This window comes from Sphingopyxis sp. 550A, from assembly GCF_053569535.1.
This window is the reverse complement of record NZ_CM131615.1, coordinates 2,330,483-2,354,562: the sequence shown is the minus strand read 5'-3', so window position 1 is coordinate 2,354,562 and position 24,080 is coordinate 2,330,483. Positions and strand designations below refer to the sequence as shown.

17 protein-coding genes, 4 pseudogenes and 1 other annotated feature are annotated in these 24,080 nt (G+C 62.3%); of the genes and pseudogenes, 14 read left to right on the top strand and 7 right to left on the bottom strand.

The annotated features are described in order from the left end of the window. The first annotated feature begins 167 nt into the window (after positions 1 to 167). Positions 168 to 1,661, top strand: a complete 1,494-nt coding sequence (locus tag ACVENA_RS11350; protein ID WP_449328932.1) for a recombinase family protein — start codon at positions 168 to 170, stop codon at positions 1,659 to 1,661. Continuing rightward, positions 1,661 to 2,362 (top strand): annotated as a pseudogene (locus ACVENA_RS11345) (plasmid partitioning protein RepB C-terminal domain-containing protein); the annotation flags it as partial. The gene ACVENA_RS11350 and the pseudogene ACVENA_RS11345, both read left to right, overlap by 1 nt. A gap of 15 nt (positions 2,363 to 2,377) precedes the next feature. Here the strand turns inward: ACVENA_RS11345 and ACVENA_RS11340 are convergent. Then, positions 2,378 to 3,350 (bottom strand): annotated as a pseudogene (locus tag ACVENA_RS11340) (IS701 family transposase); the annotation flags it as partial. Positions 3,351 to 3,749: 399 nt separating this feature from the next. Here ACVENA_RS11340 and ACVENA_RS11335 point away from each other — a divergent pair. From ACVENA_RS11335 to ACVENA_RS11300, 8 genes are all read left to right on the top strand, one after another. Continuing rightward, on the top strand, positions 3,750 to 4,529 hold the full coding sequence (locus ACVENA_RS11335; RefSeq protein ID WP_449325478.1) for a pseudouridine synthase: 780 nt from the start codon (positions 3,750 to 3,752) through the stop codon (positions 4,527 to 4,529). 428 nt (positions 4,530 to 4,957) lie between these two features. After that, positions 4,958 to 5,287: a hypothetical protein gene (locus tag ACVENA_RS11330; protein ID WP_039337648.1), complete on the top strand. Its 330-nt coding sequence runs from the start codon at positions 4,958 to 4,960 to the stop codon at positions 5,285 to 5,287. A 10-nt stretch (positions 5,288 to 5,297) separates the two neighbouring features. Further along, the gene (locus ACVENA_RS11325) at positions 5,298 to 6,689 is read left to right on the top strand and encodes a tetratricopeptide repeat protein (RefSeq protein WP_449325477.1); all 1,392 of its coding nucleotides are present in this window, start codon (positions 5,298 to 5,300) and stop codon (positions 6,687 to 6,689) included. A gap of 132 nt (positions 6,690 to 6,821) precedes the next feature. Beyond that, complete coding sequence (locus ACVENA_RS11320) at positions 6,822 to 7,754, top strand: hypothetical protein (RefSeq protein WP_449325476.1); 933 nt, start codon at positions 6,822 to 6,824, stop codon at positions 7,752 to 7,754. Between the two features lie 1,262 nt (positions 7,755 to 9,016). Further along, on the top strand, positions 9,017 to 11,164 hold the full coding sequence (locus ACVENA_RS11315) for a sensor histidine kinase (protein WP_449325475.1): 2,148 nt from the start codon (positions 9,017 to 9,019) through the stop codon (positions 11,162 to 11,164). Continuing rightward, positions 11,161 to 11,814, top strand: coding sequence for a response regulator (locus ACVENA_RS11310; protein WP_449325474.1), 654 nt, complete (start codon positions 11,161 to 11,163; stop codon positions 11,812 to 11,814). Before ACVENA_RS11315 ends, ACVENA_RS11310 begins: the two co-directional genes overlap by 4 nt. 158 nt (positions 11,815 to 11,972) lie before the next feature. After that, the gene (locus ACVENA_RS11305; RefSeq protein WP_449325473.1) at positions 11,973 to 15,536 is read left to right on the top strand and encodes an autotransporter domain-containing protein; all 3,564 of its coding nucleotides are present in this window, start codon (positions 11,973 to 11,975) and stop codon (positions 15,534 to 15,536) included. A 68-nt stretch (positions 15,537 to 15,604) separates the two neighbouring features. Beyond that, positions 15,605 to 16,432, top strand: coding sequence for a 2OG-Fe(II) oxygenase (locus tag ACVENA_RS11300; protein WP_449325472.1), 828 nt, complete (start codon positions 15,605 to 15,607; stop codon positions 16,430 to 16,432). Positions 16,433 to 16,618: 186 nt separating this feature from the next. Here ACVENA_RS11300 and ACVENA_RS11295 read toward each other — a convergent pair whose 3' ends face one another. Next, a complete protein-coding gene (locus ACVENA_RS11295) occupies positions 16,619 to 16,984 on the bottom strand; it encodes a hypothetical protein (protein ID WP_449325471.1) in 366 nt (121 codons plus the stop codon). A gap of 300 nt (positions 16,985 to 17,284) precedes the next feature. Here ACVENA_RS11295 and ACVENA_RS11290 point away from each other — a divergent pair. Next, a protein-coding gene (locus ACVENA_RS11290; RefSeq protein ID WP_449328931.1) for an IS3 family transposase occupies positions 17,285 to 18,456 on the top strand; the annotation gives its coding sequence in 2 pieces (ribosomal slippage) (positions 17,285 to 17,552 and positions 17,552 to 18,456; 1,173 coding nt in all). Here ACVENA_RS11290 and ACVENA_RS11285 read toward each other — a convergent pair. Continuing rightward, positions 18,449 to 18,787 carry a hypothetical protein gene (locus ACVENA_RS11285; RefSeq protein ID WP_449328873.1) on the bottom strand — a complete coding sequence of 113 codons (339 nt, stop codon included), beginning with the start codon at positions 18,785 to 18,787 and terminating at the stop codon, positions 18,449 to 18,451. The two genes, ACVENA_RS11290 and ACVENA_RS11285, sit on opposite strands and share 8 nt — an antisense overlap. 87 nt (positions 18,788 to 18,874) lie before the next feature. Between ACVENA_RS11285 and ACVENA_RS11280 the strand changes: the two are divergent. Both ACVENA_RS11280 and ACVENA_RS11275 read left to right on the top strand, forming a co-directional pair. Further along, positions 18,875 to 19,509: pseudogene (locus tag ACVENA_RS11280) on the top strand (IS3 family transposase); the annotation flags it as partial. Further along, positions 19,156 to 19,272 (top strand) — a sequence feature (AL1L pseudoknot). It overlaps the preceding pseudogene by 117 nt. Then, positions 19,481 to 19,801, top strand: a pseudogene (locus ACVENA_RS11275) (ATP-binding protein); the annotation flags it as partial. The pseudogenes ACVENA_RS11280 and ACVENA_RS11275, both read left to right, overlap by 29 nt. Before the next feature lie 178 nt (positions 19,802 to 19,979). Here ACVENA_RS11275 and ACVENA_RS11270 read toward each other — a convergent pair. Further along, a complete protein-coding gene (locus ACVENA_RS11270; RefSeq protein WP_216313989.1) occupies positions 19,980 to 20,804 on the bottom strand; it encodes an IS3 family transposase in 825 nt (274 codons plus the stop codon). Further along, complete coding sequence (locus ACVENA_RS11265; protein WP_003051010.1) at positions 20,777 to 21,127, bottom strand: transposase; 351 nt, start codon at positions 21,125 to 21,127, stop codon at positions 20,777 to 20,779. The genes ACVENA_RS11270 and ACVENA_RS11265 overlap by 28 nt, the downstream gene beginning before the upstream one ends. A gap of 180 nt (positions 21,128 to 21,307) precedes the next feature. Here ACVENA_RS11265 and ACVENA_RS11260 point away from each other — a divergent pair, with 180 nt between their 5' ends. Beyond that, the gene (locus ACVENA_RS11260) at positions 21,308 to 22,333 is read left to right on the top strand and encodes an IS110 family transposase (protein WP_449325887.1); all 1,026 of its coding nucleotides are present in this window, start codon (positions 21,308 to 21,310) and stop codon (positions 22,331 to 22,333) included. 215 nt (positions 22,334 to 22,548) lie between these two features. Here the strand turns inward: ACVENA_RS11260 and ACVENA_RS11255 are convergent, their stop codons facing one another. Further along, positions 22,549 to 22,734: a hypothetical protein gene (locus ACVENA_RS11255; protein ID WP_449328872.1), complete on the bottom strand. Its 186-nt coding sequence runs from the start codon at positions 22,732 to 22,734 to the stop codon at positions 22,549 to 22,551. 86 nt (positions 22,735 to 22,820) lie between these two features. Next, entirely contained in the window at positions 22,821 to 24,065 is a 1,245-nt protein-coding gene (locus ACVENA_RS11250; RefSeq protein ID WP_449328871.1) for an aromatic ring-hydroxylating oxygenase subunit alpha, read from the bottom strand. Positions 24,066 to 24,080 lie beyond the last annotated feature (15 nt).

Here is a 24,080-nt window from a genome sequence, read left to right as displayed (position 1 = left end):
GCGGAACGGTAGGCAGAGGTGCTCTTCGGGCTGCAGTTGGTGGATGCCCTGGACTGCTGCAGCGGCTGAACCGGAAAGGGCGACGCTTGAGGAACGGGCAGGACGAGGACGATCAACCCGACAAGGACACGCAGGCCCCAACCCTGCGGGCCGCCGAATACGTCCGCATGTCCACCGATCACCAGAAATACTCGACCGAGAACCAGGCCGATGCGATCCGCCATTATGCGTCCTCGCGGGGTATTGAGATCGTCAGCACCTATGCTGACGACGGCAAAAGCGGCCTGTCGATCGACGGACGTGCTTCGCTGCAGCGCCTGATTGCCGACGTCGAATCCGGCACTGCCGATTTCGAGATGATCCTGGTCTACGATGTCAGCCGGTGGGGCCGCTTCCAGGACGCCGACGAAAGCGCCTATTACGAATACATCTGCCGCCGTGCCGGGATCCAGATCGCCTATTGCGCCGAACAGTTCGAGAATGACGGCTCACCGATGAGCACCATGTTCAAGGGCTTCAAGCGGGCCATGGCTGGCGAATACAGCCGAGAGCTCTCGGTCAAGGTTTTTGCCGGCCAGGGGCGGCTCATCGAGAAAGGCTACCGCCAGGGCGGCCCCGCTGGCTTCGGCCTGCGCAGGACGCTGATCGGTGAACACGGCGCGACCAAGGCGGTGCTCGGCCGCGGTGAGCAAAAGAGCCTGCAGACCGACCGCGTGATCCTGACACCCGGGCCGGACGAGGAAATTGCCGTCGTGCAGGAGGTCTACCGAGCCTTCGTCCATGATGGGCAGACCGAGCGCGAGATCGCCGAGGCACTCAACGCCCGCGGCATTCTCACCGACCTTGAACGCCCATGGACGCGCGGCACCGTCCACCAGCTCCTGATCAACGAGAAGTATGTCGGCGACAATGTCTGGAACCGCCGCTCGTTCAAGCTGAAGAAGAAGCGGGTTCGCAACGCCCCGGACATGTGGATCAGGTCACAGGGCGCATTCGAGGGGATCGTCGAACGGGAACTGTTCGAGGCGGCCCATTCGATCATCACGGCGCGCTCGTTCCGCCTGTCCGACGAGGAAATGCTGGAAGCGCTTCGGGGCCTCTACGCCAGCAAGGGCCTGCTGTCCGGCATCATCATCGACGAATGCGACGGTCTGCCATCGAGCAGCGCGTACAGTTCCCGGTTCGGCAGCCTCCTGCGTGCCTACAGCCTGGTCGGGTTCACCCCGGACCGGGACTACCGCTACGTTGCGATCAACCGGGACCTGCGCAAGCTACGTCCCGATGTCCTGCGGCAAGTGCTCGACGGTTTGCGTGAACAGGGCAGCGAAGCCTGGCAGGATCTCGAGACCGACCGGGTGATCGTCAACGGCGAATTCAGCCTGTCGGTCGTCATCGCCAGGTGCCAGACCACGTCGACTGGGCTGCTGCGCTGGAAGCTGCGGTTCGATACCTCGGTCATGCCCGACATCACCATTGTCGTGCGCATGGACACTGACAACCGGGCACCGCTCGATTTCTACCTGTTCCCCCGCCTTGATGTCGCGTCCGACCGGGTGCGATTGGCCGAAGACAATGGCCTCAGTCTCGACGCCTACCGCTTTGATACCCTCGACTACCTCTATGACATCGCCGCCCCAGTGCGCATCGCGGAGGCCGCCTGATGACGGAATCACGCCCCCAGCAGATCGAAATGATCCCGATCTCCCGGATCACCGTGCTCAACCCGCGCTCGCGCAACAAGCGGCAGCACCGAGAGATCGTGAACAACATCGAAGCGATCGGCCTTAAGCGCCCCATTACCGTAAGCCGACGCCTGGGGCCCGGCGGCCCCCGGTACGACCTGGTATGCGGGCAAGGTCGCCTCGAGGCCTTTCAGATGCTCGGGCAGACGGAGATCCCGGCCGTTGTGATCGAGGCGGCCGAGGACGAATGCCTGGTCATGAGCCTGGTCGAGAATATTGCCCGCCGGGTGCAGCGCCCCATCGACGTCATGCGCGAGATCGGTGAGCTCCGGAAGCGCGGGTACAGTGAAGCGGACATCGCCCGGAAGATCGGTGTCCATAACTCGTGGGTCAGCATGGTGGTGTCGTTGCTCGAACGCGGCGAGGAACGGCTGTTGGCCGCGGTCGAAACCGGCCTGATCCCCGTCACCATGGCGATCGAGGTCGCTCGCGCCGAAACCGAGGAAGCCCAGAACCTGCTGCTGGAGGCTTACGAGACCGGTAAGCTGAAGGGAAAGAAGCTCGCCTCCGTCCGCCGCCTGCTCGATCATCGCCTTCGCAGCCGAAGTAAGGGCATCGGCTCCAGCCGCATGGGGCCGCGCGCAGGAAATCGTCGCATCACAGCAAACGACCTGCTGCAGGTCTATCAACGCGAAGCCGAAAAGCAGCGCCTCCTCGTCAAGAAATCCGACTTTACCCATGCGATGCCTGTGGCCATCCGCCACCCGGACGCGACGAGCAGCAAATCGGCAGGTCAGTTGGCCTTTAGTCCCGCGCCGCCAACTGATTTTCTGCCATTTTGCATCGGCCAGCATCATTTCGGCAGAAACGGCAACATCATCAGGCACGTGGTATTTGCGTCGATTTCCGGTCGCAGCTTTCGGGAAAATCAGTCCGACGTCCGCTCGATACACATTCTGGCGCCGGGATATGCCCACTGCCCACAGCAAGCCCCGTTCGCTCAAGGCTTGGCGGAACGGCCCGCTCGACCCATAGCCTGCATCAGCCAGCACACAGCCGAACCGGGCACCAGAGGCAATGACACGATCAATTTCCTCAATCGCGATCTCCGGCTTTGTCAGGGCGACCCGGCGTTCTGGCGGGACACGGGCCCGATCCATACGATCAACATCATCCGTCCAGCTGTTGGGCAAGAAGAGACGCAGGCCCACCATAACCGGCACTTCCCGCGATGCCAGAGTGACTGAAACAAGTGACTGACAGTTCGATGTTTTGCCAAGCGAAGAGGCGTACTGCGCCGCCACCCCGACCGAATGGCTGCCTTTCTTCGGCAACGCTGTGTCGTCAATGACAAGATATCCGGCCTCGTCCCCCACAAGACGGTCGGCTTCTTTCAGGAGAATAGCCTCAAGCGGGGCGCTTTCCCACACGCCTTCAGCAACAAAATGATGGAGTTGGTCATAACCAAACTCGCTATCGCGCGCCGCCATCGGCTGGACACTCTTGCGGTCACCCGGGCCGATCAGACCCGCAATGTACGCAGGGCACAGCCGCATTCGGGTTTTATGCCGCAAAGCCAAGAGGAATGGCTTCAGCCATTCCTCCAGATCGCCACGCCAGTCTTCTACCATCACCAGCCTCCCAGAAAGCTGGTTTCCTATGAATCAGGGAAATCGCCTCAAGGGAATCGCAAAATTCAAATTATGCCAAAGTAGTGCTAGCAAGGCATCTTACCTCTGATTGTCCTCGTCAGGCTGCGTCCGGGCGATTTTACAGAAAGGTGCCACGATGAACATTGCAGACATCATGAAGCAAACTGGGGCGCTTGATTCCATTTCGCGCGAACTGGGGGTGGATTCTGCAGTCGACGGGCCGATGAGGGCCGCATGACGGATGGCAATTACCACCGCGCATTGCGCGCCGGCAGACTAATCGCGGGCATCTAGCCCCGGGCGCACTTGCGGCTGCCCGGGGTCAGGATATCCGCGCAGTGCCACGCTTTCTGCATATTTCCGTTCCAGCCATGCTCCTTCCCGAAAATGCGGCTTCGGAAGGCGGAACCAGACCATGTCCCGTCACGATTTCAGGCAGGGCGCCATGCGCTCTGTCACCCGGCGCGTCCGGCCGCCTTCCCATGCGGCATCTACCGTGAGCTTGCCGCGCGCGCTATCGAAGCTGGGACATTGTTCGCGAACCGAGGCCCTGGCCCTGATCGAGGCCGGGCGGGTGCTGGTTGATGGCAGGCCGGCCCGCAGTGCCAGCCTGCGGGTCGACATGGCCAAGGCGGTGATTGCTGTCGATGGCGGCAAGATCATCGCGCAGGACAAGATCTACCTCGTGCTCAACAAGCCGCGCGGGACCGTCACCACGCGGCGCGATCCACAACAGCGCGGCACGGTCTACGATTGCCTTCCCGAAGGACTGCCGTTTCTTGCGCCGGTTGGCCGACTCGACAAAGCGAGCGAAGGGCTGCTTTTCCTCACCAACGACACCCAGTGGGCCGAACGGCTAATGAACCCAGCTTCGGGCGTCACGAAGACCTATCACGTCAAGATCGACCGCGCCGCGGACGAGCGTTTGGTGTCTGCCCTTTCCGAACCGGTCGAGGATGACGGCGAGCGGCTCAGCGCCGCATCGGTGAGGCTGCTGCGCACCTCCGGGCGGTCGAGCTGGATCGAGATCGTGCTGACCGAAGGGCGCAACCGGCAGGTTCGGCGCATGGTCGCCGCGCGCGGCGCGAATGTGCTGCGGCTGGTGCGCGTTGCCATCGGCGGGGTGTCGCTCGGCGATCTCGCCAAGGGACAGACCCGGCCTCTGAGCCCGAACGAGCACGCAGGCGTGCGGTAGCCTTACAGTAAACTAAAGGTGATAGATGGAGCGCGTGTCCCGCCGCCGTTTGCAGCCGCCTTCGTAAAAGAACATGAGGTCGGTGCCGAGATGCAAGGCCTTGTGCTTCCTTGCCATTCCATTCCTCCTTCATGGCCAATTCTGAAATAGAAATTGGGCCACTCAGAAGGGGGCAGATCACCCGAGGCGTGGGATATTATCTTTGCCCCCCCCGTTCGGGGGGTGTGCGGCGGTGAGCGGACAGCTCATTATGAAGGGGCGACCCGGCCTCCAAGGTGCTTCAGCGATGGAGCTTCTTGAAGGTAGCTCTGGCGGTGCGATTCCGTCGCACCGCCAGTTTTTTATTTATGAGTGGTTTATTTCGTTTCGGGAAGTCCTGTCTGATTATCTCTAAGGACCACCGCACATTCCTGATTGGGAGAACTTTAATGCGCATCCTACTGACCGCCGCCACCCTCGCGATGGCGCTCACGGCAACCCCCGCCCATGCCCGGTCGGGCTACGGCGCCTGCGTAGCGATCCAGCCGAGTAAGAACCGCCTTTTGTGGACCAATCCGGTTGCCGCCGAAGAGTCGTCGATGGCGGCGCTTGCCGCGAAATTCGCCGCGACGCTGCGCGACAAGAGCTATGCATCCGACCCCGAATTGTCCGAATATTGCAAATTCTTTGTGCAGCAGAAGGACGCGATGGAGTTCATCATGAGCATTCGTCAGAACCACAACGGCCCGGTAGGCCCAGGGGTGCCCTTCAGTGGCTAGCAGTCGATTTTTGCATGCGCTGCTGACAGTCGGCCTACTCGCCGTGTCGCAGGCCACGCAAGCGCAGTGGAGCGCCGCCAACGACGAGGCCAACCGCCAGCGCATGATGGCATCGATGCGGGCGCAAGACGCCGCCAATGATCGCGCTGCAGCCGACCGGGCCTTCCAGGCCGGGCTGGAGCAGCAGCGTTCGCTGGGCAGCGGCTCGTCCCCCTCGTCTTCCTCGTCCGGATCGGGTGGCATGGGCACGCCGTTGGACGGGCTGGCGGCTGCGCTTGGCCGCGGCAATCAGTCAAGCGGGGGACCGCAGTCCGTGGTCGATCGCCGCACGTACATCATCCATCAGCAGGAAACGTCCAAACAGGTGGTGGCTCGGCTGTTCGCCGAGGCAGAAGGCGGCAATCCCGAAAGTGCGTGGAACCTCGGCCGGCTCTATTACACCGGATATGCCGGCGTCCCACGGGACGATGCCCAGGCGCGCCGCTGGTTTGCCACCGCGGGCGAACGCGGCCATGCCGAGGCGCTGGCCAACCTAGGCTATTTTGCGCACGAGGGGATCGGCGGCCCGCAGGATCGGACGCTGGCGCTTGACGCCACCGCCCGGGCGGCGGCTGCAGGCAGTTCATACGGCGCGGGACTGAACGGGCTCTATCGGCTCAGCGGCTTGGAAGATGGGCAGCGTGATCCTGTTGCCGTGGCCAACCTGGAGCGGGCAGCCGATGCGGGCGAACTGTTTGCCCAGGTTGCTCTCGGTACCATCGTCTACGAACTGGGCGTGGGAACCGCGGAGAACTGGGAACGCGCAGCCCACTATGCCCGCCTCGCGGCTGACCAGGGCCACGGCCCGTCGATGACCGAACTGGCGCGGATGATGTTTGTTGGGCGCGGCGTCACACAAGACCTGCAGGGAGCCGTGGCCATGTTTCGTCGCGCCGCCGAAGCGGGCGATCCGGGTGGTATGTCGTTTCTGGGTCAGCTCTACATGACCGGGCAAGGCGTGGCGCAGGACGAGGCGTCTGGCCTGGAATGGTTTCGCCGGGCGGCTGACCTGGGCCATCCCGAGGCGCAGGGTGCTTACGGTCTTTCGCTGATGTTGGGACAGGGCGTGCCCGAAAATGTTCCCGAAGGCCTACGCTATGTGCAGTTGGGCGCGGCACAGAACGACCCACAATCGCTGACCGTATTGGGCAAAATGACCTTTGTGGGAGAGGCCGGCATCACCAGCAACGAGCAGCGCGGGATCGAATTGCTGCAGGCGGCTGCGGCACTGGGCTTCCAGGATGCCCTCGATACCCTGGCTATGGACGAGGTGCAGCAGGCCATGCGCCGTCTGGGCATTCCGCAGACGGTTGCACCAGCGTCTGGCCAGAGAGTGGGCATGGGCAGCAAGCCCAAGAGGTGACGACCTGTTCAGTTAGCAACATGTCGGTGGGGGATCGCCCATCCTTGTAACGGAGGGTTGTTTAGGGGGATGGCGAACTCAATGGTCTTAGGCCAACCGGGAAGGGCCGTGTTTGCAGGCCTCTGGCTCGCCTTGGCGCCGACCGTCGTTCTTGCGCAGGAGCCCCCTTCCGGATTCAGCTGGTATGTCCTGGACGAACTGAACCGTGCATCGTTCGATATCGAGGACCCTACCAACCGTTCGCCCCTGTTGACGGAAACGCCTCCCGGCGTGCTTATACCAGTTGATGTCAGCATGGATGGGGTCTTGGACTGGCTAATCCGGTGGCCGGAGGACCAACGTTTCTGCGGAACAGGAGGCTGTCGCCACAGCCTGTACGTCAGCGACGGCGATCACTTCATGCGCGTGTTTGACCGTCAAGCCTGGGATTTGGTTATTCGGAATATCGGGGACGAAGTCCGACTGGAGGCATCGTTTCACCACCTGAACTGCTCGTCCCCCCGCGAAGTATGTCGCCTCGCATGGGCCTGGGACCCGGTCGCCCGCAGTCTTTCCGAGCGTCCAAACGCCGATGGCGAAGCTATCGTAAGCGGCTTTAGCGAGGAGACCGTGGATCTTGGCGACAGTGATGGGAGGCCCGTGTTGCCATACAACATCCCGGCACCAGTGGTCGACCGCCATCTCGGCGGGCGTCGCGCCTGTGGCAACGCTGACGACCCCGAAGAGTTTAACATCTCCTACCCCGCCGTCGCTTCAACACCGGATCTGAACGGAGACGGCCAGCGGGACTGGGTTATTGAAGCGCCTAGCGCCTGTAAGGGCCAAGCCGCTTCGGACTATGGCTATGAAGTTTGGGTCTCCAATGGGACGGACGGCGCTTCCCGAGCCTTTGCTGCGGCGCCGGGTCGCTGGCCGTCTTTTCAGGTAGACCGCGCGCCCGCATGGCTGCTCGACGGTCCGCGGTGTCTTGCTGGTGGGTTCTGCGCGGCTGTCCCCCTCGAATGGAACGTGGCCACCGGCGGATTCAGGCCTGCCTCACCCAACAGCTCGCCGCCCCGGCCCTGACGACGCCTTTGAAACATGGCTACAGCCGCCCTCGGCGGTTCCGGAGCCGCCGCGTGGAGTGTCTTATGATCCCGACGGTAGTCCTTGCGACGACACTCCTGATTTCCCCCGGGCCGCAGTCGGCGCCGCTTGCCGAACAGGTATACGTTCTCAGCCAGCATGACCGCTGGGGAGCTTATCTCTCGGCGCCAGACCAGACCGCACAGCACGTCAGAACGGCTTGGTCATGGTCTGTCCGGTTGACGCTGGACGGTTCCCTGCTGACTGACGCTTTTCTCAACGAGTATGATTGCGAAACGTCGCAATTCCGGAGGGTTCGGCAGGAGCGTTTTCGGGATGGTGACTTATATGACAAGCGGGTCTCTGAATCAGGGTTTCGGTCCCCACACTGGCTCGAGATGGAAGGCCGGTTAATGGAAGAGGTCTGTCGAGATAGCTACCTGACGCTGCCCCAGGCGGAGAATATTCCCGCTGCTGCGGCTGGATCGGCCTCCGGACGTCCTTTAACATGAAGTTTCTTCTTGGAGTGCTGTCCGTTATTATCGGACTGGAAGGTTTGTGGTCGGCGCTCCGGAACCGGCACCTGCGCGACAAGTCGGGATGGATATACGTCCGCGCAGATAGACAGCCCTTCTATTTCTGGGTGATGACGGCCGTGTTTGCCTTGATGCTCGTGACGGGCTGTTTTCTTCTTTACGTGGCCGTAACAGACCTCCGGTGATTGGGGCGAAGGGTGCTATCAGCCTATCGCCTCGCGCAGCGGCGATTAGGGCTCGGGCCTGAGCTTGAAACCCGCGATCCGTCCATCTCCCGGATTGAGACACGAGTTGGCCTGCCAAAGCTGCCTGCAAGCTGATTTACTGCTTCAGCCCCTCTTCTGGCCAAGACCCGCCAATCGGCAACCGGCCCACATGCGGACCTTGATGGCTGCAGATCACGCTGGCACGCTAATCACTACAGCTGAGACGTTGTCTGCTCCTCCAGCGGTCAGCGCAGCTGTAACCAATGCAGCAGCGCTCAAAACGTCAGAGGTGGATAGGATTGAAGCAATACGTGCTTCAGGGACCATATCGGTCAAGCCATAGGTGCACAGCAACACGGTTGCGACGGGCAGCAATACGGCGAGCCACAAGCCACCGGACCCATCCCCCGGTTCAGAGGATAGCGTCTTGTGCGAATGCCCTGTTCAGGGGGTGGCGCGAATCCCCGCCGCCGTTAAGTCTGGCAACCGAGGCAGTAATATCGGGGGGCGAATAACTTTCATGATCGCGCGACTGTCGTTGGCAACTGTAATGATCGGGCTGGTTCTGGCCGGACTGATGGCCGGCGCTGTCCTGATTCAGTTGGCGATCAGCCGTCCATGGCTGGGCGTGACGTTCGCCGCCGATGAAACCGGCGCCATCCACGCGGCGCCTGCGCCGGGCCTTGATCGATCCCTGACCGGCCCGGCGCAGGTTACGGCCCTTCGCGGAAATGACGGACATAGAGTTGCGATCGAGGCCGGCGACCTGATCGAAGAGCCGGACACGCTGGCAACCTATGCCGACATGCGGCACTTCTTTGCCCGCCAGTCCGCGCTTGTCGGGCTAGTGAGCGGCCAGAGTGTCTCGATCGAGGCAATGGACGGCAACGCGCTGCGACAAACGAGGGTTTCACCCGCAAGAATGCGGCCACTCAGCGATCTTCCCCCCGCCTTCTGGGTGCAGATGCTGGTCGGCCTGTCGAGCTTTCTGATCGGCGGCTGGGTCTGGGCGCTGCGACGTGACGATCCGGCCGCGCGCCTGTTCGCCCTGGCCAGCCTTGGCATTCTTGTTTTCACCTTTCCAGCCGCACTTTACAGCACCCGGGAACTCGCCCTCGATGGCGGCCTGTTCCGTGGCCTGTCGGTGATGAACCATGGCGGCGCGCTGCTATTTGGCGCGGCGATGATCGCGCTGCTGCTGCGATATCCCACGCCCCTGGTTCTGGCCCGCTGGCTATGGGCTCCGTTCGTACTGTTCGGGGCTTGGTGGCTGGCGGACTCCATGCAGGTGTTCGACGGACCTCCTGCCGGCTCGCACCTGCCGACGATGCTGGAGATGATCGGCATCCTGCTGGCAGCGGCGCTACAGTACTGGCACTCGCGTGGCGACCCCGGCGCACGGGCGGTGGTGCGCTGGTTCAGCCTGTCGGTCGCAGTTGGGGCCGGGGCTTTCGTATTCACAGTCATCGCCCCCAGCCTGATCGGGCTGATGCCCGGCTTGCCGCAGGGCTATGCCTTTGCCTTTTTCCTCCTGATCCACGCCGGCATGGCCATCGGCGTCGCCCGGTACCGGCTGTTCGATCTCGACCGCTGGGCCTTCCGCATCCTGTTCTACATGACCGGCGCCGCCTTGCTGATCGCGGTGGACGCGGCGCTCATCTCGTGGATCGCGCTGGAACGCGCGCCGGCGTTCGGGCTGGCGCTGGTGCTGGTCGCGTTCCTTTACCTGCCCCTGCGCGATATGATTGCGCGCAAGCTGTTCCGTCGTGGCGGAGAGGGCAAGGCAAGTTTCCAGGACATGCTCGCCATCGCGCTCGCAGAGGGCGAGGCGGAACGCATGGTCCGCTGGCGCGCCTTGCTCGAGCGGGTGTTCCAGCCGCTGAAGATCGTGGCGGGTGAAGCGATTGCCAAGCCCACGGTGATTGATGAAGGCGCAGCCCTTGCCATCCCCGCCACCGGGGCGCTGCCGCCGCTTCGGCTCGTACATGCCATGCACGGTCGTCGTCTGTTCTCATCGCGTGAGCAGGCAAGGGCGGGCGAACTGTGCGCGATGCTGGATCACGCCATCGCCAGCCGCTTGGCCCACGAAAAAGGTGTTGCCGAAGAGCGCCAGCGCATAACCAGCGACATGCACGACAATATCGGCGTACAACTGCTCGGCGCGCTGCACAGCCGCGATCCGGCGCGCAAGGATGAACTGATCCGCGACACGCTCGCGGACCTCCGGGAAATCATCAACAACAGCGCGGGCGAGCGACTGACCCTTGCCGAGCTGATGGCGGACCTCAGGGTGGAGATTGCCGACCTGCTGTCATCCGCTGACATTGGACTGGTCTGGCAGGTCGACACTGAAGCGGAACTGCCACCGCAATCGGTGGCCGCCATGCGCTCGATCCTGCGCGAGGCCGTAGGCAACGCGCTGCGTCATGCCGAGGCCTCGACGGTCGGCATTCGCCTGGGGGATACGACGGGAGGTCTTGTGCTGATGGTTGCGGATGATGGAAAGGGTTTCGATCCTGACACCGCGCCGGCGGGCAACGGTCTGCGCAACATGCGCTCACGCGCGACTGCGCTTCACGGCACGATGACGGTTTCGCGCGGAGCGGCCATGGGGATGCGCGGAACGATGATCGAAGTGCGCTTTCCGTTGAAAGGCGTCCCTGCATGAAATCCGTGCTGATCCTGGAAGATGTATCGGAAACGCTGCACTGGCTGGGCGAGATCGCAGTCGAGGCTTTTCCGGGCTGCGGGGTGACAGGCGCATCCAGCGTGCGCGATGCGCTCGCCGCAATGGATCGGCAAGTGTTCGACCTGGCCCTCATCGACCTGCGCCTGCCAGACGGGTCGGGACTGGACGTGCTGCGCCGCCTGCGCGCGGCCTTTCCCGACACCATTTGCATCGTCACCACCGCGATGGCCGATGACAGCTCTATCGTCGGCGCGCTTTCGGCTGGCGCCTCGGGCTATCTACTGAAGGAGCAGATACGCGAAGGCATCATCCGCCAATTGCAGCAGATCAAGGAAGGGGTGCCCGCGCTTTCTCCCTCCATTGCCCGGCGGATCATGGAGCATTTTCGGCGGACCGGGCCGGCAGCAGGCGAAACCGTCAACCTGACGTCGCGCGAACTGGAAGTGCTGACCCTGATCGGACGCGGCATGCGCAATGCCGAAGTCGCCGCGCAGCTCATGCTCAGCGAGAATACCGTCTCGGGCTATATCAAGGTGATCTACCGCAAGCTGGGGATTTCGAGCCGGGCCGAAGCGTCGTGGCATGCGGCCCAACTTGGCCTGTCTTATGGCGGAAAAGCCGACAAATGACTGTACCGGGGATTGGAAGTGTTGTTTCTTTTCCGTGAATTGCGTCCGCCGCGTTAGCCCCCCCTGAACAGGGGGTGCATCCTCTCTCAAAGTCCAGTTAGGCACGGATGGGCTCGCGGTACTGCGCGCGCGGGCGCCTAAAGGGGACACTTTCAAAGATGACCGGCAAGTTTGCAACCAATGCTCTATTGAAAACCACGACCGCAATTGTGGGTACGTTGGGGTCAATTGTCCTGCTGGCAGGATTGCCTGCACCTGCGTTCGGACAGGTGACTGGCTCAGAGCAGATTCCCGGGAGTCCGGATTCGGCAGAGAACGGATCGAACGGCGACAGCAATACCGTGGAATTCGTGGATATCTCCGGAGACGGAACGACGGTCATCGGGTTTCACAACAAGCTGGTCAACAATCTGCCGGTAAGCGAGGCTTGGGTCTTCACCCCTGCTGGTGCCACCAGCCTGATGGCGCCCACGGGTTACCTCCATTTCACGGCCGCCGGGATTTCCGACGATGCCTCGGTGATCGTCGGCGAGGCCAAGCCGACCGCGCGCACGAATTTCAGCGGCATGGTTGGCGTAAAGTGGCTTGACGGCACCCCCACAATCCTCGCCCAACCCACCGGCGCGGGAAACTACAGGGCGGTTGCGGTCAGCGGTGACGGCAATGTGATCGGTGGTCTGGCAAGCATATCGGGCTTCAACATCCCGATCCTGTGGACGGGCACCGCCGCCCCCGAACAACTGCTGCAAGTCGGCACGTTCAGTCCCGTGCAGAATGGCATGACCTTCAATGCTGAGATTACTGGCATCTCGAGAGATGGCTCGGTCATCGCCGCCATCGGTGGGCGCGGCCAGCAATATTCGGGCGCCACTCCGGTTGGCCCCAATGTCCAGGCCCTGCGCTGGACCCGCGCCAGCGGATTTGTCGAACTGGGCGTTCTTGCCAGCCATTCCGCCGCCCTCGCGACCAGCTTCGCGAACGATATTTCAGCCGATGGCGGAACGATCGTCGGCTCGTCGCAGCAGGGCGGCATCATGGGCAACGATCTGTACAAAGACGACAACCTGATTGCCATCAAGTGGACCGAGGCGGACGGCATGGTCGCCCTGCCAAAGCTGACAAACCAGCTCGCATCCGTTGCCACTGCCGTGAATGCCGACGGCAGCGTGATCGTAGGCGAGGCAATCGTTCCCGGACAGACCATCGGCACCTTCGTGGTCAACGAATCCCATGCCGTGCGCTGGACCAGCGGAAATGCGCAAACGGTTGCGGCATGGCTGGCCGCCAATGGGGTGGCCAGCGGTACGAACATGTACCAGGAGGCATTGGGAGTCAGTGACGATGGCAATGTCGTCGCGGGCTACGGTATCATCAACGGACACAACCAAGGCTATATTGCCCGCGTAGCCGGGGCCGCACCTACTCCGACGCCAACACCCGCTCCGACACCAACGCCCACGCCTACCCCGACACCTACTCCCACCCCGACCCCTACGCCTACTCCTACGCCGACACCTACTCCTATTCCCACCGGGCCGTTTGGCCCGCTCACCGGGTCTGAGCAGATTTCCGGCAGCCCTGACGCATTCGAGAACGGGATCCAAAGCGACTCAAGTCGCGCGAGATTCGTCGATGTCTCGGGCGACGGGAACTCGGCGCTAGGGTATGATCAGAAAATTGTCGGCGGAAAAGTCCTGCGGGAAGCCTATGTCTTTACCTCCACCGGCGCGACGAAGCTTGCCAATCCGGTGGGATACGCTTCGGTAATGCCGGAAGAAATATCCGCGAACGGTTCCGTTGTGGTCGGACATGCAGCGCCGACCTCGGTCACCGATACGACCGGATACGTCGCCGTTAAGTGGATAAACGGCAACCCCACGGTTCTTGCCAACCCCGATGGCAGCGCGTGGTATAAGGCCGTCGCGGTCAGCGGCGATGGCCGGGTCGTCGCCGGAACGACGGCCGCTGCTTCGGTGGCGCTTTGGACCGAGGGCGGAGCCCCCGAAGTGCTGGAGGCCACGTCGGCTTCGGGTTTACCCGAGACCTTTTTGGTCAACTCTCTTTCCCACGATGGTTCGGCCTTCTCCGTCCTCCAAGGTCGGGGAACAATAGTGACAGCTGTCGACGGAAAATTTGACGATGTCAGATACGCCGGGCGCTGGACACGGACCGGCGGATATCAATCGCTCGGCACGATTGCGCAGCATTCGGTCTTGGGCGGCAGCTACGCCAACGACATTTCCGGCGATGGCAACACCGTGGTTGGCTATGCGCGAGAGAGCACCGCGATCACCGGCAATGATGTCAACCGGAACGACTACTGGATCGCCACCAAGTGGACACAGGACACCGGGATGATCGCGCTGCCCAAGGTTCCCAACCAGGTCAGGTCGACTGCCAGCGCGGTCAACATGGATGGCACGGTGATCGTAGGCGAGGCGCTGGTGCCCGTGACGGTTCAAGGGGTGACCGGCAACCTGCCCTTTGCAGTGCGCTGGGCCGGTAATAACGTACAGACGGTAGCCGATTGGCTGGCTGCGAGCGGCGTTAACAACGGCCTGAACAGCTATGAAGACGCTGTTGGCGTCAGCAACGATGGCAATGTCGTCGTGGGCTACGGGCTCATCAACGGACACCAGCAAGGCTATATTGCCCGCGTAGCCGGGGCCGCACCTACTCCGACGCCCACGCCGACGCCCACACCTACTCCGACGCCCACACCTACTCCGGCGCCGACACCCACTCCGACGCCGACACCCACTCCGACGCCGACGCCGACACCGGGCACGGGCGTCATCGGTCTGGACGATTTCAGCGCAACAGTGATGCAGGCGGCGCCCAACCGCGCGCTGCAAGGTGGCCTCGGGCTGATGATGTGGGGTGCACATCACCGCATCCTGACCGACTATGTACAGCCGGGCCGCGGCTGCGCGTGGACCGTGCTGGACTATCGCCGCGATGGCCGCAACGACACCGACTCCGTGTTGGCCGAAGCTGGCGCCTGCGTCGATGCCGGCCCGCTGCGGCTGGGGGCGGGGATCGGCTATGACCGGTCGGATTCCGACCTGACGCTCGGCGGCAAGCAGAAATTGGAAGGCTGGCACGGCGTGGCCGAGGCCGACCTGCGGCTCGGCCAGAGCGGTGCCGTGCTGAGCGCGACGGCGATCTATGGTGACTGGAACGTCAACCTGCGGCGGAACTACCTCAATGGTGCAAACACCGACACCAGCACCGGCTCTACCGATGCCCGCGGGGTTGCCCTGCGCGCTCGGCTTGACTGGTTCGACATGGTGGGAAGCGACAGCTTCGGACTGACCCCGACGATCAGCTATTCCTGGAGCCAGGTGACGGTTGATGGCTATACTGAAACTGGCGGCGGCTTCCCGGTCACTGTCGGCCGCTCGGTTGACGAGGCTTCGGAAGGGCGCCTTGGCCTGACCGGTCGCTTCGCCCTAGCCGAGCCAACCACGCTGCGTCTGCGCGGGGAATATGTCCACCGCTTCGACCGGTTCGACGGCGGTCCGGCATTCCAGATCATCGGCACGGGCATGGGTGGCACGGGCGGCATTTATGCGGTGGACCGCGACCATGCCCGCCTGGGCGCGGACATCGACCAGCGGATCGGACGCAATGGCGTGCTCTCCCTCTCGGCGCACAAGACCGTGGGCAACGCCGGAGGCAATCCGTTCTCGGTGAGCGCCTCGCTCCATTTCGGGTTCTGAACCAGCTGTTCCTGCGCGCGGGACCATAAGCTTGGCGCGCAGGAACCAGTCCGATCGAAAGGGAGGAGATGCAAGGATCTGAGCCAAGCTGGCAGGAATGGATCGCCAGCAACCTCTCCGCTGGCTGCGATCCGGCGGACATGCAAGTCCGGATGATTGCCGCCGGATGGAATGAGGCGGATGCACGGGCAGCTCTTGCAACTGGCATCGCGCAGGTATTTCCCAGCCTGACGGCGCCGGTCGTAGCTCTGCCAGTTGTCCCGGACACGGGGATGATCCGGTGCGAGGGACGCGAGATCAAAGTGATCCTGCGTCTCGCCAGCCCTGCCGTCGCTCTTTGCGAAAACGTGTTGTCATCGGCCGAATGTGCCGAGTTGCTCGCTTATGCCCACGATCGGGGTCTGCATCGCTCCACGGTTGTGGATGAGGCCAGCGGCGAGAATTTGCCCCATCCGGAACGGACCAGCTCAGGTGTGATGCTGAAGCGCGCCGAAACCGCCTTGATCGACCGGATCGAACACCGGCTAGCGGCGCTCACCAACTGGCCCGTTGCCAATGGCGAGGGTCTGCAGATCCTGCACTATCGTGAGGGGCAGGAATACCGGGCGCACTTCGATTCATTTCCTGGTGGCGCGGGCGGCGCAGTTCACACCGCGCGTGGCGGGCAGCGGGTGAATACGGTGTTGGTCTATCTGCAAAGCCCGGAAGCGGGCGGCGGCACCGCTTTCCCGTCTTGCGGGCTCACCGTGTGTCCTCAACCCGGATCAGCGGTGATTTTCCGCAACGTGGACGTAAAGGGCCGCCGAGATCCCGCCAGCCTTCATTCCGGGCTACCTGTTATGCAGGGCGAAAAGGTAGTCATGACTTACTGGCAACGGGCCGGGATGTTCGCCTGACCCTGCATCAGGGTTGCGACGGCATGCCAACGCCTTTTCTTTCTCGACGAGTATAACAGCCGCAGCGCCTGCGTTTAGCCGGGACCCTTCACAGCGCAATGCCCCTTGAAGCATGGGACGCCGAGGGCCCCATAAAGAGCTGCCCGCCCCCAGTCGGCAATCACGATCGTCAGTTAGCCGACGCGGTCAGTCGGCCTGTTCGGCCTCGATTGCGAAGTGGGTCACGAAGCCGGTCAGGTAGGGCAGGCCCTTGGGGATGCCGGTTTCGCGCGATGTGGTGCGGCTGATGGTCCAGCCGATCCAGCGGGTGATGGCGGCGTCGATCGCCGCTTCGAGACCGAGGCCGGCGTGGATCCCGTTGTGCACGTCGTCCGCGAAGTGGCGGCCGTGGCGGCTGTCGAGAAAGTCCCGTATCCCTTCGGCGGTTGCGCCGGTCGCCTTGGCAACCGCCGGAAAGGCGATCGACCAAGCCGCGTCCGCATCCGTGAACCCGGCGGTGGAGCCGTAGAACCCCCACCCTTCGTTGCGGGTCGGCAGGGTCGAATTGGTCATCGTGGGTCTCCGTGGTTGGCGGAGACGACTAACGCTCTGTTTGCGGGCCCTATCCAGTCAAATAGACGGGTTTTCCGTCACTTTCTTGGTCGCCACCCCCGGTCGCTAACTCGCGAGCGTAAAAAGTTTGGGCCAAGCGCGGTTTCCGTCCCGCAGGCCCCAGAGTTTCGACCTCCCCCCGGGGGAGATCAGCCGATCGGCCAGCCCTCAAGGCCAGTGCCGACGGTCCTGGTCTGCCTTGGAAAAACTGGTCCAATTCTAGAGAGAGAGCCGATTGTGGCGAAAGAATTGGAGAAAGTTATGGGACGTCAACGTTTTACGCCGGAACAGATTATCGCGAAGCTGCGTGAGGCGGATGTGCTTGTGGGGCGGGGATCGACGGCGGTCGAGGCTTGCCGCCAGATCGGTATATCCGAGCAGACGCTGTATCGGTGGCGCAAGGAATATGGCGGCCTGAAGGTTGATCAGGCGCGGCGGATGAAGGATTTGGAGCGGGAGAATGCGCGGTTGAAGCGGCTTGTTGCTGACCTCGCGCTGGACAAGGCGATCCTGCAAGAGGCGTCGAAGCTGACTTTTTGAGCCCCTCCCGTCGCCGCGAGGCTATTGAGCAGGTTCGTCGTGCGTTGCCGGTATCGGAGCGACGGACCTGCCGCGTGCTCGGCCAGCACCGCTCGACACAGCGACATCCTCCGAGAGATGATGCCGACGAGCGACGCCTGACGGCCAACATCATCGCGCTGGCGAAGGATTATGGCCGTTACGGCTATCGCCGTATCCATGCGCTGCTCGGGCATGCCGGCTGGCAGGTCAGCCTGTCGGTGGTCGAGCGCATCTGGCGGCGGGAGGGTTTAAAGGTGCCGAAGAGACAACCGAAGCGCCGCCGGCTCTGGCTTGGCGACGGGTCGTGCATCCGGTTGCGCCCGCTGCACCGCGGGCATGTGTGGCCCTACGACTTTGTCGAGGATCAGACGCACAACGGCCGGAAGTTCCGGATGCTCAACATCATCGACGAGCATAGCCGGGAATGCCTGGCGATGGTGCCGCTGCGGCGGTTCCGGTCGAACGACGTCATCGAGGTCCTCGCCGATCTGTTCATCGAACATGGCCCACCCGAGCATATTAGGTCCGACAACGGCCCCGAGTTCGTTGCCCATGCGGTGCGTGAATGGCTCGGGCGGCTCGGCGTCACTACCCTCTATATCGAGCCCGGCAGCCCATGGGAGAATGGCTATATCGAGAGCTTCAATGCCCGTCTTCGCGACGAACTGCTCAATGGTGAAATCTTCTACAGCCTGGAGGAGGTCCGGTGCGTCACCGGATGGTGGCGCGATCATTACAATCGCCTCCGGCCGCACAGCAGCCTCGGATACCAACCACCGACTCCGGAAACGATCAAGATGCCAGCCTGGCCGCTCGGCTCCGCTGCGCTCCGCCTCCCGCCCAGGCTGGCATCGGAGGCGATCTTCAACTAACTATGCAACCGGACCAGTCATCGCGGGCAGTCCAGTCATAGAGTTTGCCATGGTCGCGGAACTGCCGGGCAAAATGAAAGCTCTCGGCATCCTCGAATGTTTCGCGCGCGTTTAGGTAGACCCATATGCTCCTACAAAGCCGATCGGGCTGTCGATCGAATTCCCGCGATTGGTCATCACCGAGCTGCTGCATGACGATTGTCGCAAGCGAAGCAACGCCCTTGCCATCCGCGAGAGACCGGATTCTGCGCGATCGCTGTTCTGCGGGGCGTAATTCGTCCTGATCAAAATCCGATAGCGTCTGGATGAGTCCCTGACGAAATGCCTGCACCGCTTCATCGTCAGCTTGATCGGGAACGTCGTCATGAACCGCCCCGGGATTGCCGGAGGCCCTAACTCCTGAGAGGAAGGGCCTGTGATGAGTAAGACAACGAACAAATTTGCACCTGAGGTTCGCGCACGTGCGGTCCGGATGGTCCTAGATCACGAAGGCGATCATCCATCACGGTGGGCAGCCATCGTGTCGATCGCAGCGAAGATCGGCTGCGTTCCGCAGACGCTTCATGAATGGGTGAAGAAAGTCGAGGTCGACAGCGGCAAGCGCGCCGGTGTGCCGACCGAGATGGCTGATCGCCTCAAGTCCCTTGAACGCGAGAACCGCGAGTTGCGCCAGGCCAACGAGATCCTGCGCAAGGCGTCGGCATATTTTGCCCAGGCGGAGCTCGACCGCCCGTTCAGGCGATGACTGCCTTCATTGATGAGCATCGTGAGGTTTATGGGGTCGAGCCGATCTGCCGGGTTCTGCCGATCGCCCCATCCACTTACCACGAGCGGGTCGCTCAGCGACGAGATCCTGAAAGGCTATCAGATCGTGCCCGGCGCGATCGGGATCTGAAGCCCGAGGTGGTCCGCGTTTTTGCGGAGAACTTCGGCGTTTACGGGGTGCGCAAGGTCTGGCGACAGATGAACCGCGAGGGCTTCGCCGTCGCGCGATGCACCATCGAGCGGCTGATGCGCGACCTGGGTGGTGACACGCCTCGAAGAGGAGACCCGGATCGGCAAAGGCGGGACCCTGGCGGCGCAGCTGTCGCGGCTCGACCTGATCGTGCTCGACGAGCTCGGTTATCTGCCGTTCGCCCGCTCGGGAGGGCAGTTGCTGTTCCACCTCATCAGCAAGCTTTATGAGCGGACCAGCGTCATCATCACCACGAACCTCGCCTTCGGCGAATGGCCGACCGTGTTCGGCGATCCCAAGATGACCACGGCGCTGCTCGACCGCGTCACCCACCACTGCGATATCGTCGAGACGGGCAACGACAGCTGGCGCTTCAAAAACCGCAGCTGACAGCCACCTTCGGCGCCTTCAAAAATCTATCTTGCGCTGCGCGCGCCTCCGGTCGGGCTACGCCCGCCCTCCGCCGCACGCAGCGCAAGGCCATCTTCAACAAACCAGCATCATATTATCCGAAAAGGGGGTCCCTCTTCGACGCCGATCTGGAGTGGGCCCCTTGGGCCGGACAGGGTCACGCAGCTGATTTGACCATGAGCCGGGAGTTTTGCTGCTCGAACTGCGCGGGGCTGACATAGCCGAGCGCGGAATGCAATCTGCGTTGGTTGTAGATGTCGTCGATGAACCTAGGAAGCTGGTCGGCGACATCGTCGAAGGTTTCGAATGCCATGGGATAGACCGCCTCGACCTTGAGTGTCTTCATGAAGCTTTCCGCTTTGGCGTTATCGTACGGGTTGCCCCGCCGGCTCATCGAGCCGACCATGGCATGATCGGCGAGCATCGCTCGATAAATCCGGGATGCGTATTGGCTGCCGCGGTCAGAATGATGCACGCATCCTGATCGCGGGCGCCGTCGTTCGATCGCCACCTTCAGCGCCGCCACTGCGAGCCGCGCATCGATCGATCTTCCGATCGCATAGCCGACGACGCGGCGTGACCAGGCATCGAGGACGATCGCGACATAGGCAAAGCCGCCAATGATGGCGACATAGGTCAGGTCCGCCACCCAGAGTTGATCGGGACCATCAAGAATCATATCCTTCGAGCGATCCGGAAAGACTGGCAGGTCATGATCGCTGTCGGTGGTTGCGGTATAACGCCTGCGACGGCGCGGCTGCAGGTCATGCGCGCGCATCAATCGCTTGATCCGCTTGTGGTTCGCGATCACGCCCTGATGGCGGAGCGCGGCCTGCACGCGGCGCCAGCCATAAGCTTCGAACTCATCGCAGATCACGGTGATAGCAGCTACCAGTTCGGCATCGCCGATCGGTTGGGTCGGCTCATGATAGAATGTCGATCGTGCGATGCCCATCAGCCGACATCCTCGTGCGATCGACATCCCGCCGGGCCGGTGATCACGGATGTATTGGCGCTTCTCGGCCGCGGTGCGTCGCGCAGAGCCCCCTTTAAAAACTCCAGCTCCAGCGCCTGTTTGCCGACAAGGCGTTCGAGTGCGGCAATCCGCGCCTCATATTCCTGGATCAGATCCGCCGCCCGCGCATCGTCATCAAGGGCACCGGCCTCATACTTCGCCACCCAGATGCGGATCAACTGCCGGGAAATATCATGCCGCTTGGCAAGGCCGTGAAGCGTCTCGCCGTTCAGAAACTCCTGTGCGACCTGACGCTTGAACTCAACGCTATGGGATCGGTGTCTTGCCATGGGCTCTTCTCCAAAAGCCCGGCCAACCGGTCAATCCAACTATGCTTCCCTGTCCGGCCCAAGGGGCCCACTCCAATCGGGGGTCCCTTTTGAACACGATGACGTAATTGCTGCCGTTGTTCTCATTTGGGCGCGACAGCTGCAGGATGCGAGAAATCATCGTAACGGAGGAGCATCGCCATGAAGCACTATGTCGGACTGGACGTATCGCAAAAGGAAACGTCGATTTGCATCGTCGATGAGGCAGGACGGCCCATACACCAGGGCCGGGTGAAATCCGATCCGGGCGTGCTGGCGGCGGTCATCGCCAAGAAAGCTCCCAATGCCGAACGCGTCGGCCTCGAGACGGGCGCCATGTCGAGTTGGCTCTGGCATGAACTCAAGCGCACCGGTTTGCCCGTGGTCTGCATCGATGCGCGTCACGCCCATGCGGCCCTGTCCGTTCGCATGAACAAGAGCGACGAGAATGATGCTCGCGGTTTGGCGGAACTCGTCCGGGTCGGCTGGTATCGGGAGGTTGCCGTCAAGAGTGAAGAAAGCCAGACCGCGCGATCCATCCTCGTGTGTCGATCCCGATTGGTACGGGTCCGGCGCGACCTCGAAAACCAGATGCGGTCTATGCTGAAGGAATGCGGTCTGCTCTTTCCACGCGCTGCCGGCGGGCAATTCCAACGGCGGGTCAACGACCTCATCGCCGATGGCCATGCTCTCGGCCCCATTCTTCGGCCGCTGCTATCCGTGCACCAACAGACTTGTAGCGAACTGGAAAAGATCGACCGAACAATCCGCGACCTTGCGCGAGAGGATGAAACGACGCGGCGGCTCATGACCGTGCCGGGCATTGGCGTCGTCACGGCCCTGACATATCGTCACACGATCGACGATCCAACCCGTTTCCAGAATGCGGCAAAGGTTGGCGCTTATCTCGGACTTACGCCCCGCCGAAAGCAATCGGGTGAAATGGACGTCACGGGAAAAATCTCGCGCTGGGGCGACCGGTTGTTACGCGCCTATCTGTTCGAGGCGGCCAGCGTGCTGCTCCATCGAACCAAGCGGTGGTGCTCGCTCAAGGCGTGGGGGCTGCGGCTTGCGAAGCGAAGTGGCATGAAGAAGGCGCAGGTCGCGGTCGCCCGAAAGCTCGCCATCATCCTTCATTGTATCTGGGTGGATGGAACCGAGTTCGAGTGGGGGAAGCAGCCTGCCTGACCGTCATACCCACCCTGAGATTGCAGGCCTGACGCCAGACCTGTGATGATCCACCGGGACGGTGGTTGCGGTGACCTCGTTCAAACGGCTGCGGACTTCCAGGACCGCGTTGCGCACGTTGAGGCATCCGACCCGGACATCATCATGAGGCATGACCTCGAAAAGGACCATGACCCCGGTTCGGATCAATATGCAGGCTTGACAGATACCCGCAATTAAAGGGCCGTTTGACAGCTTAGCTCGGTATCGGTCAGGAGCAGCGAGCGCTTGACCGGATCGACAACCAGGTTGAGCAGTTGCCGGTCGATATAGGCGAGCGCGTAGGACGCCGTGAGCAGTGCCAGGACGTACCACGAGAGCGGATTGTCGAGCCTCTGCTCCGTTTCGCTATGTTCGGACAATCAAACTCTCCCACCCCGCGCCCGATTGGCAAACGGCGCGAGGCCTGGATTGGCCGAAGGGACGGTTCGCCGGCCGGACCTGTCGCTCAACCGAGTGCGTCGGCGACGCTCGTTGCGCGGGTCCATTTGTCGACCTGCTCGAGAGAATGCCGGACGAGCACTTCTCCCTCGTGCAGATACACCAGCGATTTGGCTCCCGATTCCATTCCGCGCTGGGTGCTTTCGATGTTGGCGAGGTCCTCAAGGAACGCATCGGCGATCGTCGCGGTGAAATGCTCCAGCTGGAGACGCTCGCGCACGGTCGTCGCCTCGGGTTGATACCAGCGCATCTCCCAGCTCGACCTGTTGATGCTGCGCGGCCAGAATTCATGGGTCCAGAAGCGGCTTGCCGACACTTGGATATGCCAGTTGGGGAATATCCAGTTGACGTCGCTCGACCAATCCTTGCGCTTCGACGGATTCACGCGCGGGTGGTCGGCGAGGGGGTTCGCGGCGCCTTCCTGCTGTGTTCCCGTTACCGTGGCGTTCGCCGGATAGAGCCAGCGGACGACGATCCAGTCCTTCGGCGGCTCGTAGCTCGTGTTGAGCCATCCGGAGACCGAGCGATGGGGACCGAATGACCCCGCGTCGATCGGTCGGCTGCAGGGGTTATCCTTCCCCGCATAGACGGGCGCCAATGTCTTCGGGTGGATCGAGAAAAGATGATAGAATTCGCTGAAATTATCGGCGAGGCATTTCCAGTTCGCGTTGATCTCGCCGCGCATGATCATGCAATTGTCGGCGTGCGGGTACGGAATATCGGCGAACTCCTTGCCGAACTCGCCGAGGAACTCGGTGAGGCTCACTTCGGGCTTCGGCTGCAGGTTGACGAAAATCCACCCGTCCCAGGTTTCGCAGGCTACGGGAGTGAGGCCGCATTTTTTCTTGTCGAAATCGAAGAAGCCGCTCTCGTCGGGCACACCGATCAGCTCGCCCGTATTCTTGTATGTCCAGCTGTGATAGCGGCAGGTGAAGCGGCTTTGCTTGCCTTCGCTCTCGAGGACGACCTGGTTGCCGCGATGCGAGCAGACATTGTGAAACGCGCGGACGGCACCGTCCTTTGCGCGGGTAATGATGATCGAGGCGCCCAGGATCGCGACCTCCTTCACGAAGAACTGGCCGGGCTCGGCGATACGTTCCTCGCGGCCCACCATGAGCCACGCCCTTCGGAAGATCCGCTCGCGCTCCTTCTCGAAATGCTCGGGGTCCGTATAAAGGCTCGCCGCCATGGGCCCGGTCGCGACGCCGACCAGGTCGGCAAGCTTGGGATAGAGTTTGCTCATCTCGTTCATCGATTGGGTCTCCGC

Excerpts from the sequence above, each read along its gene's own strand:
- ACVENA_RS11250 (WP_449328871.1), bottom strand. The coding sequence starts at position 24,065 with ATGAACGAGATGAGCAAACTCTATCCCAAGCTTGCCGACCTGGTCGGC.
- ACVENA_RS11305 (WP_449325473.1), top strand. The coding sequence starts at position 11,973 with ATGACCGGCAAGTTTGCAACCAATGCTCTATTGAAAACCACGACCGCA.
- ACVENA_RS11260 (WP_449325887.1), top strand. The coding sequence starts at position 21,308 with ATGAAGCACTATGTCGGACTGGACGTATCGCAAAAGGAAACGTCGATT.
- ACVENA_RS11300 (WP_449325472.1), top strand. The coding sequence starts at position 15,605 with ATGCAAGGATCTGAGCCAAGCTGGCAGGAATGGATCGCCAGCAACCTC.
- ACVENA_RS11350 (WP_449328932.1), top strand. The coding sequence starts at position 168 with ATGTCCACCGATCACCAGAAATACTCGACCGAGAACCAGGCCGATGCG.
- ACVENA_RS11330 (WP_039337648.1), top strand. The coding sequence starts at position 4,958 with ATGCGCATCCTACTGACCGCCGCCACCCTCGCGATGGCGCTCACGGCA.
- ACVENA_RS11270 (WP_216313989.1), bottom strand. The coding sequence starts at position 20,804 with ATGTCGATCGCACGAGGATGTCGGCTGATGGGCATCGCACGATCGACA.
- ACVENA_RS11335 (WP_449325478.1), top strand. The coding sequence starts at position 3,750 with ATGTCCCGTCACGATTTCAGGCAGGGCGCCATGCGCTCTGTCACCCGG.
- ACVENA_RS11295 (WP_449325471.1), bottom strand. The coding sequence starts at position 16,984 with ATGACCAATTCGACCCTGCCGACCCGCAACGAAGGGTGGGGGTTCTAC.
- ACVENA_RS11265 (WP_003051010.1), bottom strand. The coding sequence starts at position 21,127 with ATGGCAAGACACCGATCCCATAGCGTTGAGTTCAAGCGTCAGGTCGCA.
- ACVENA_RS11310 (WP_449325474.1), top strand. The coding sequence starts at position 11,161 with ATGAAATCCGTGCTGATCCTGGAAGATGTATCGGAAACGCTGCACTGG.
- ACVENA_RS11315 (WP_449325475.1), top strand. The coding sequence starts at position 9,017 with ATGATCGCGCGACTGTCGTTGGCAACTGTAATGATCGGGCTGGTTCTG.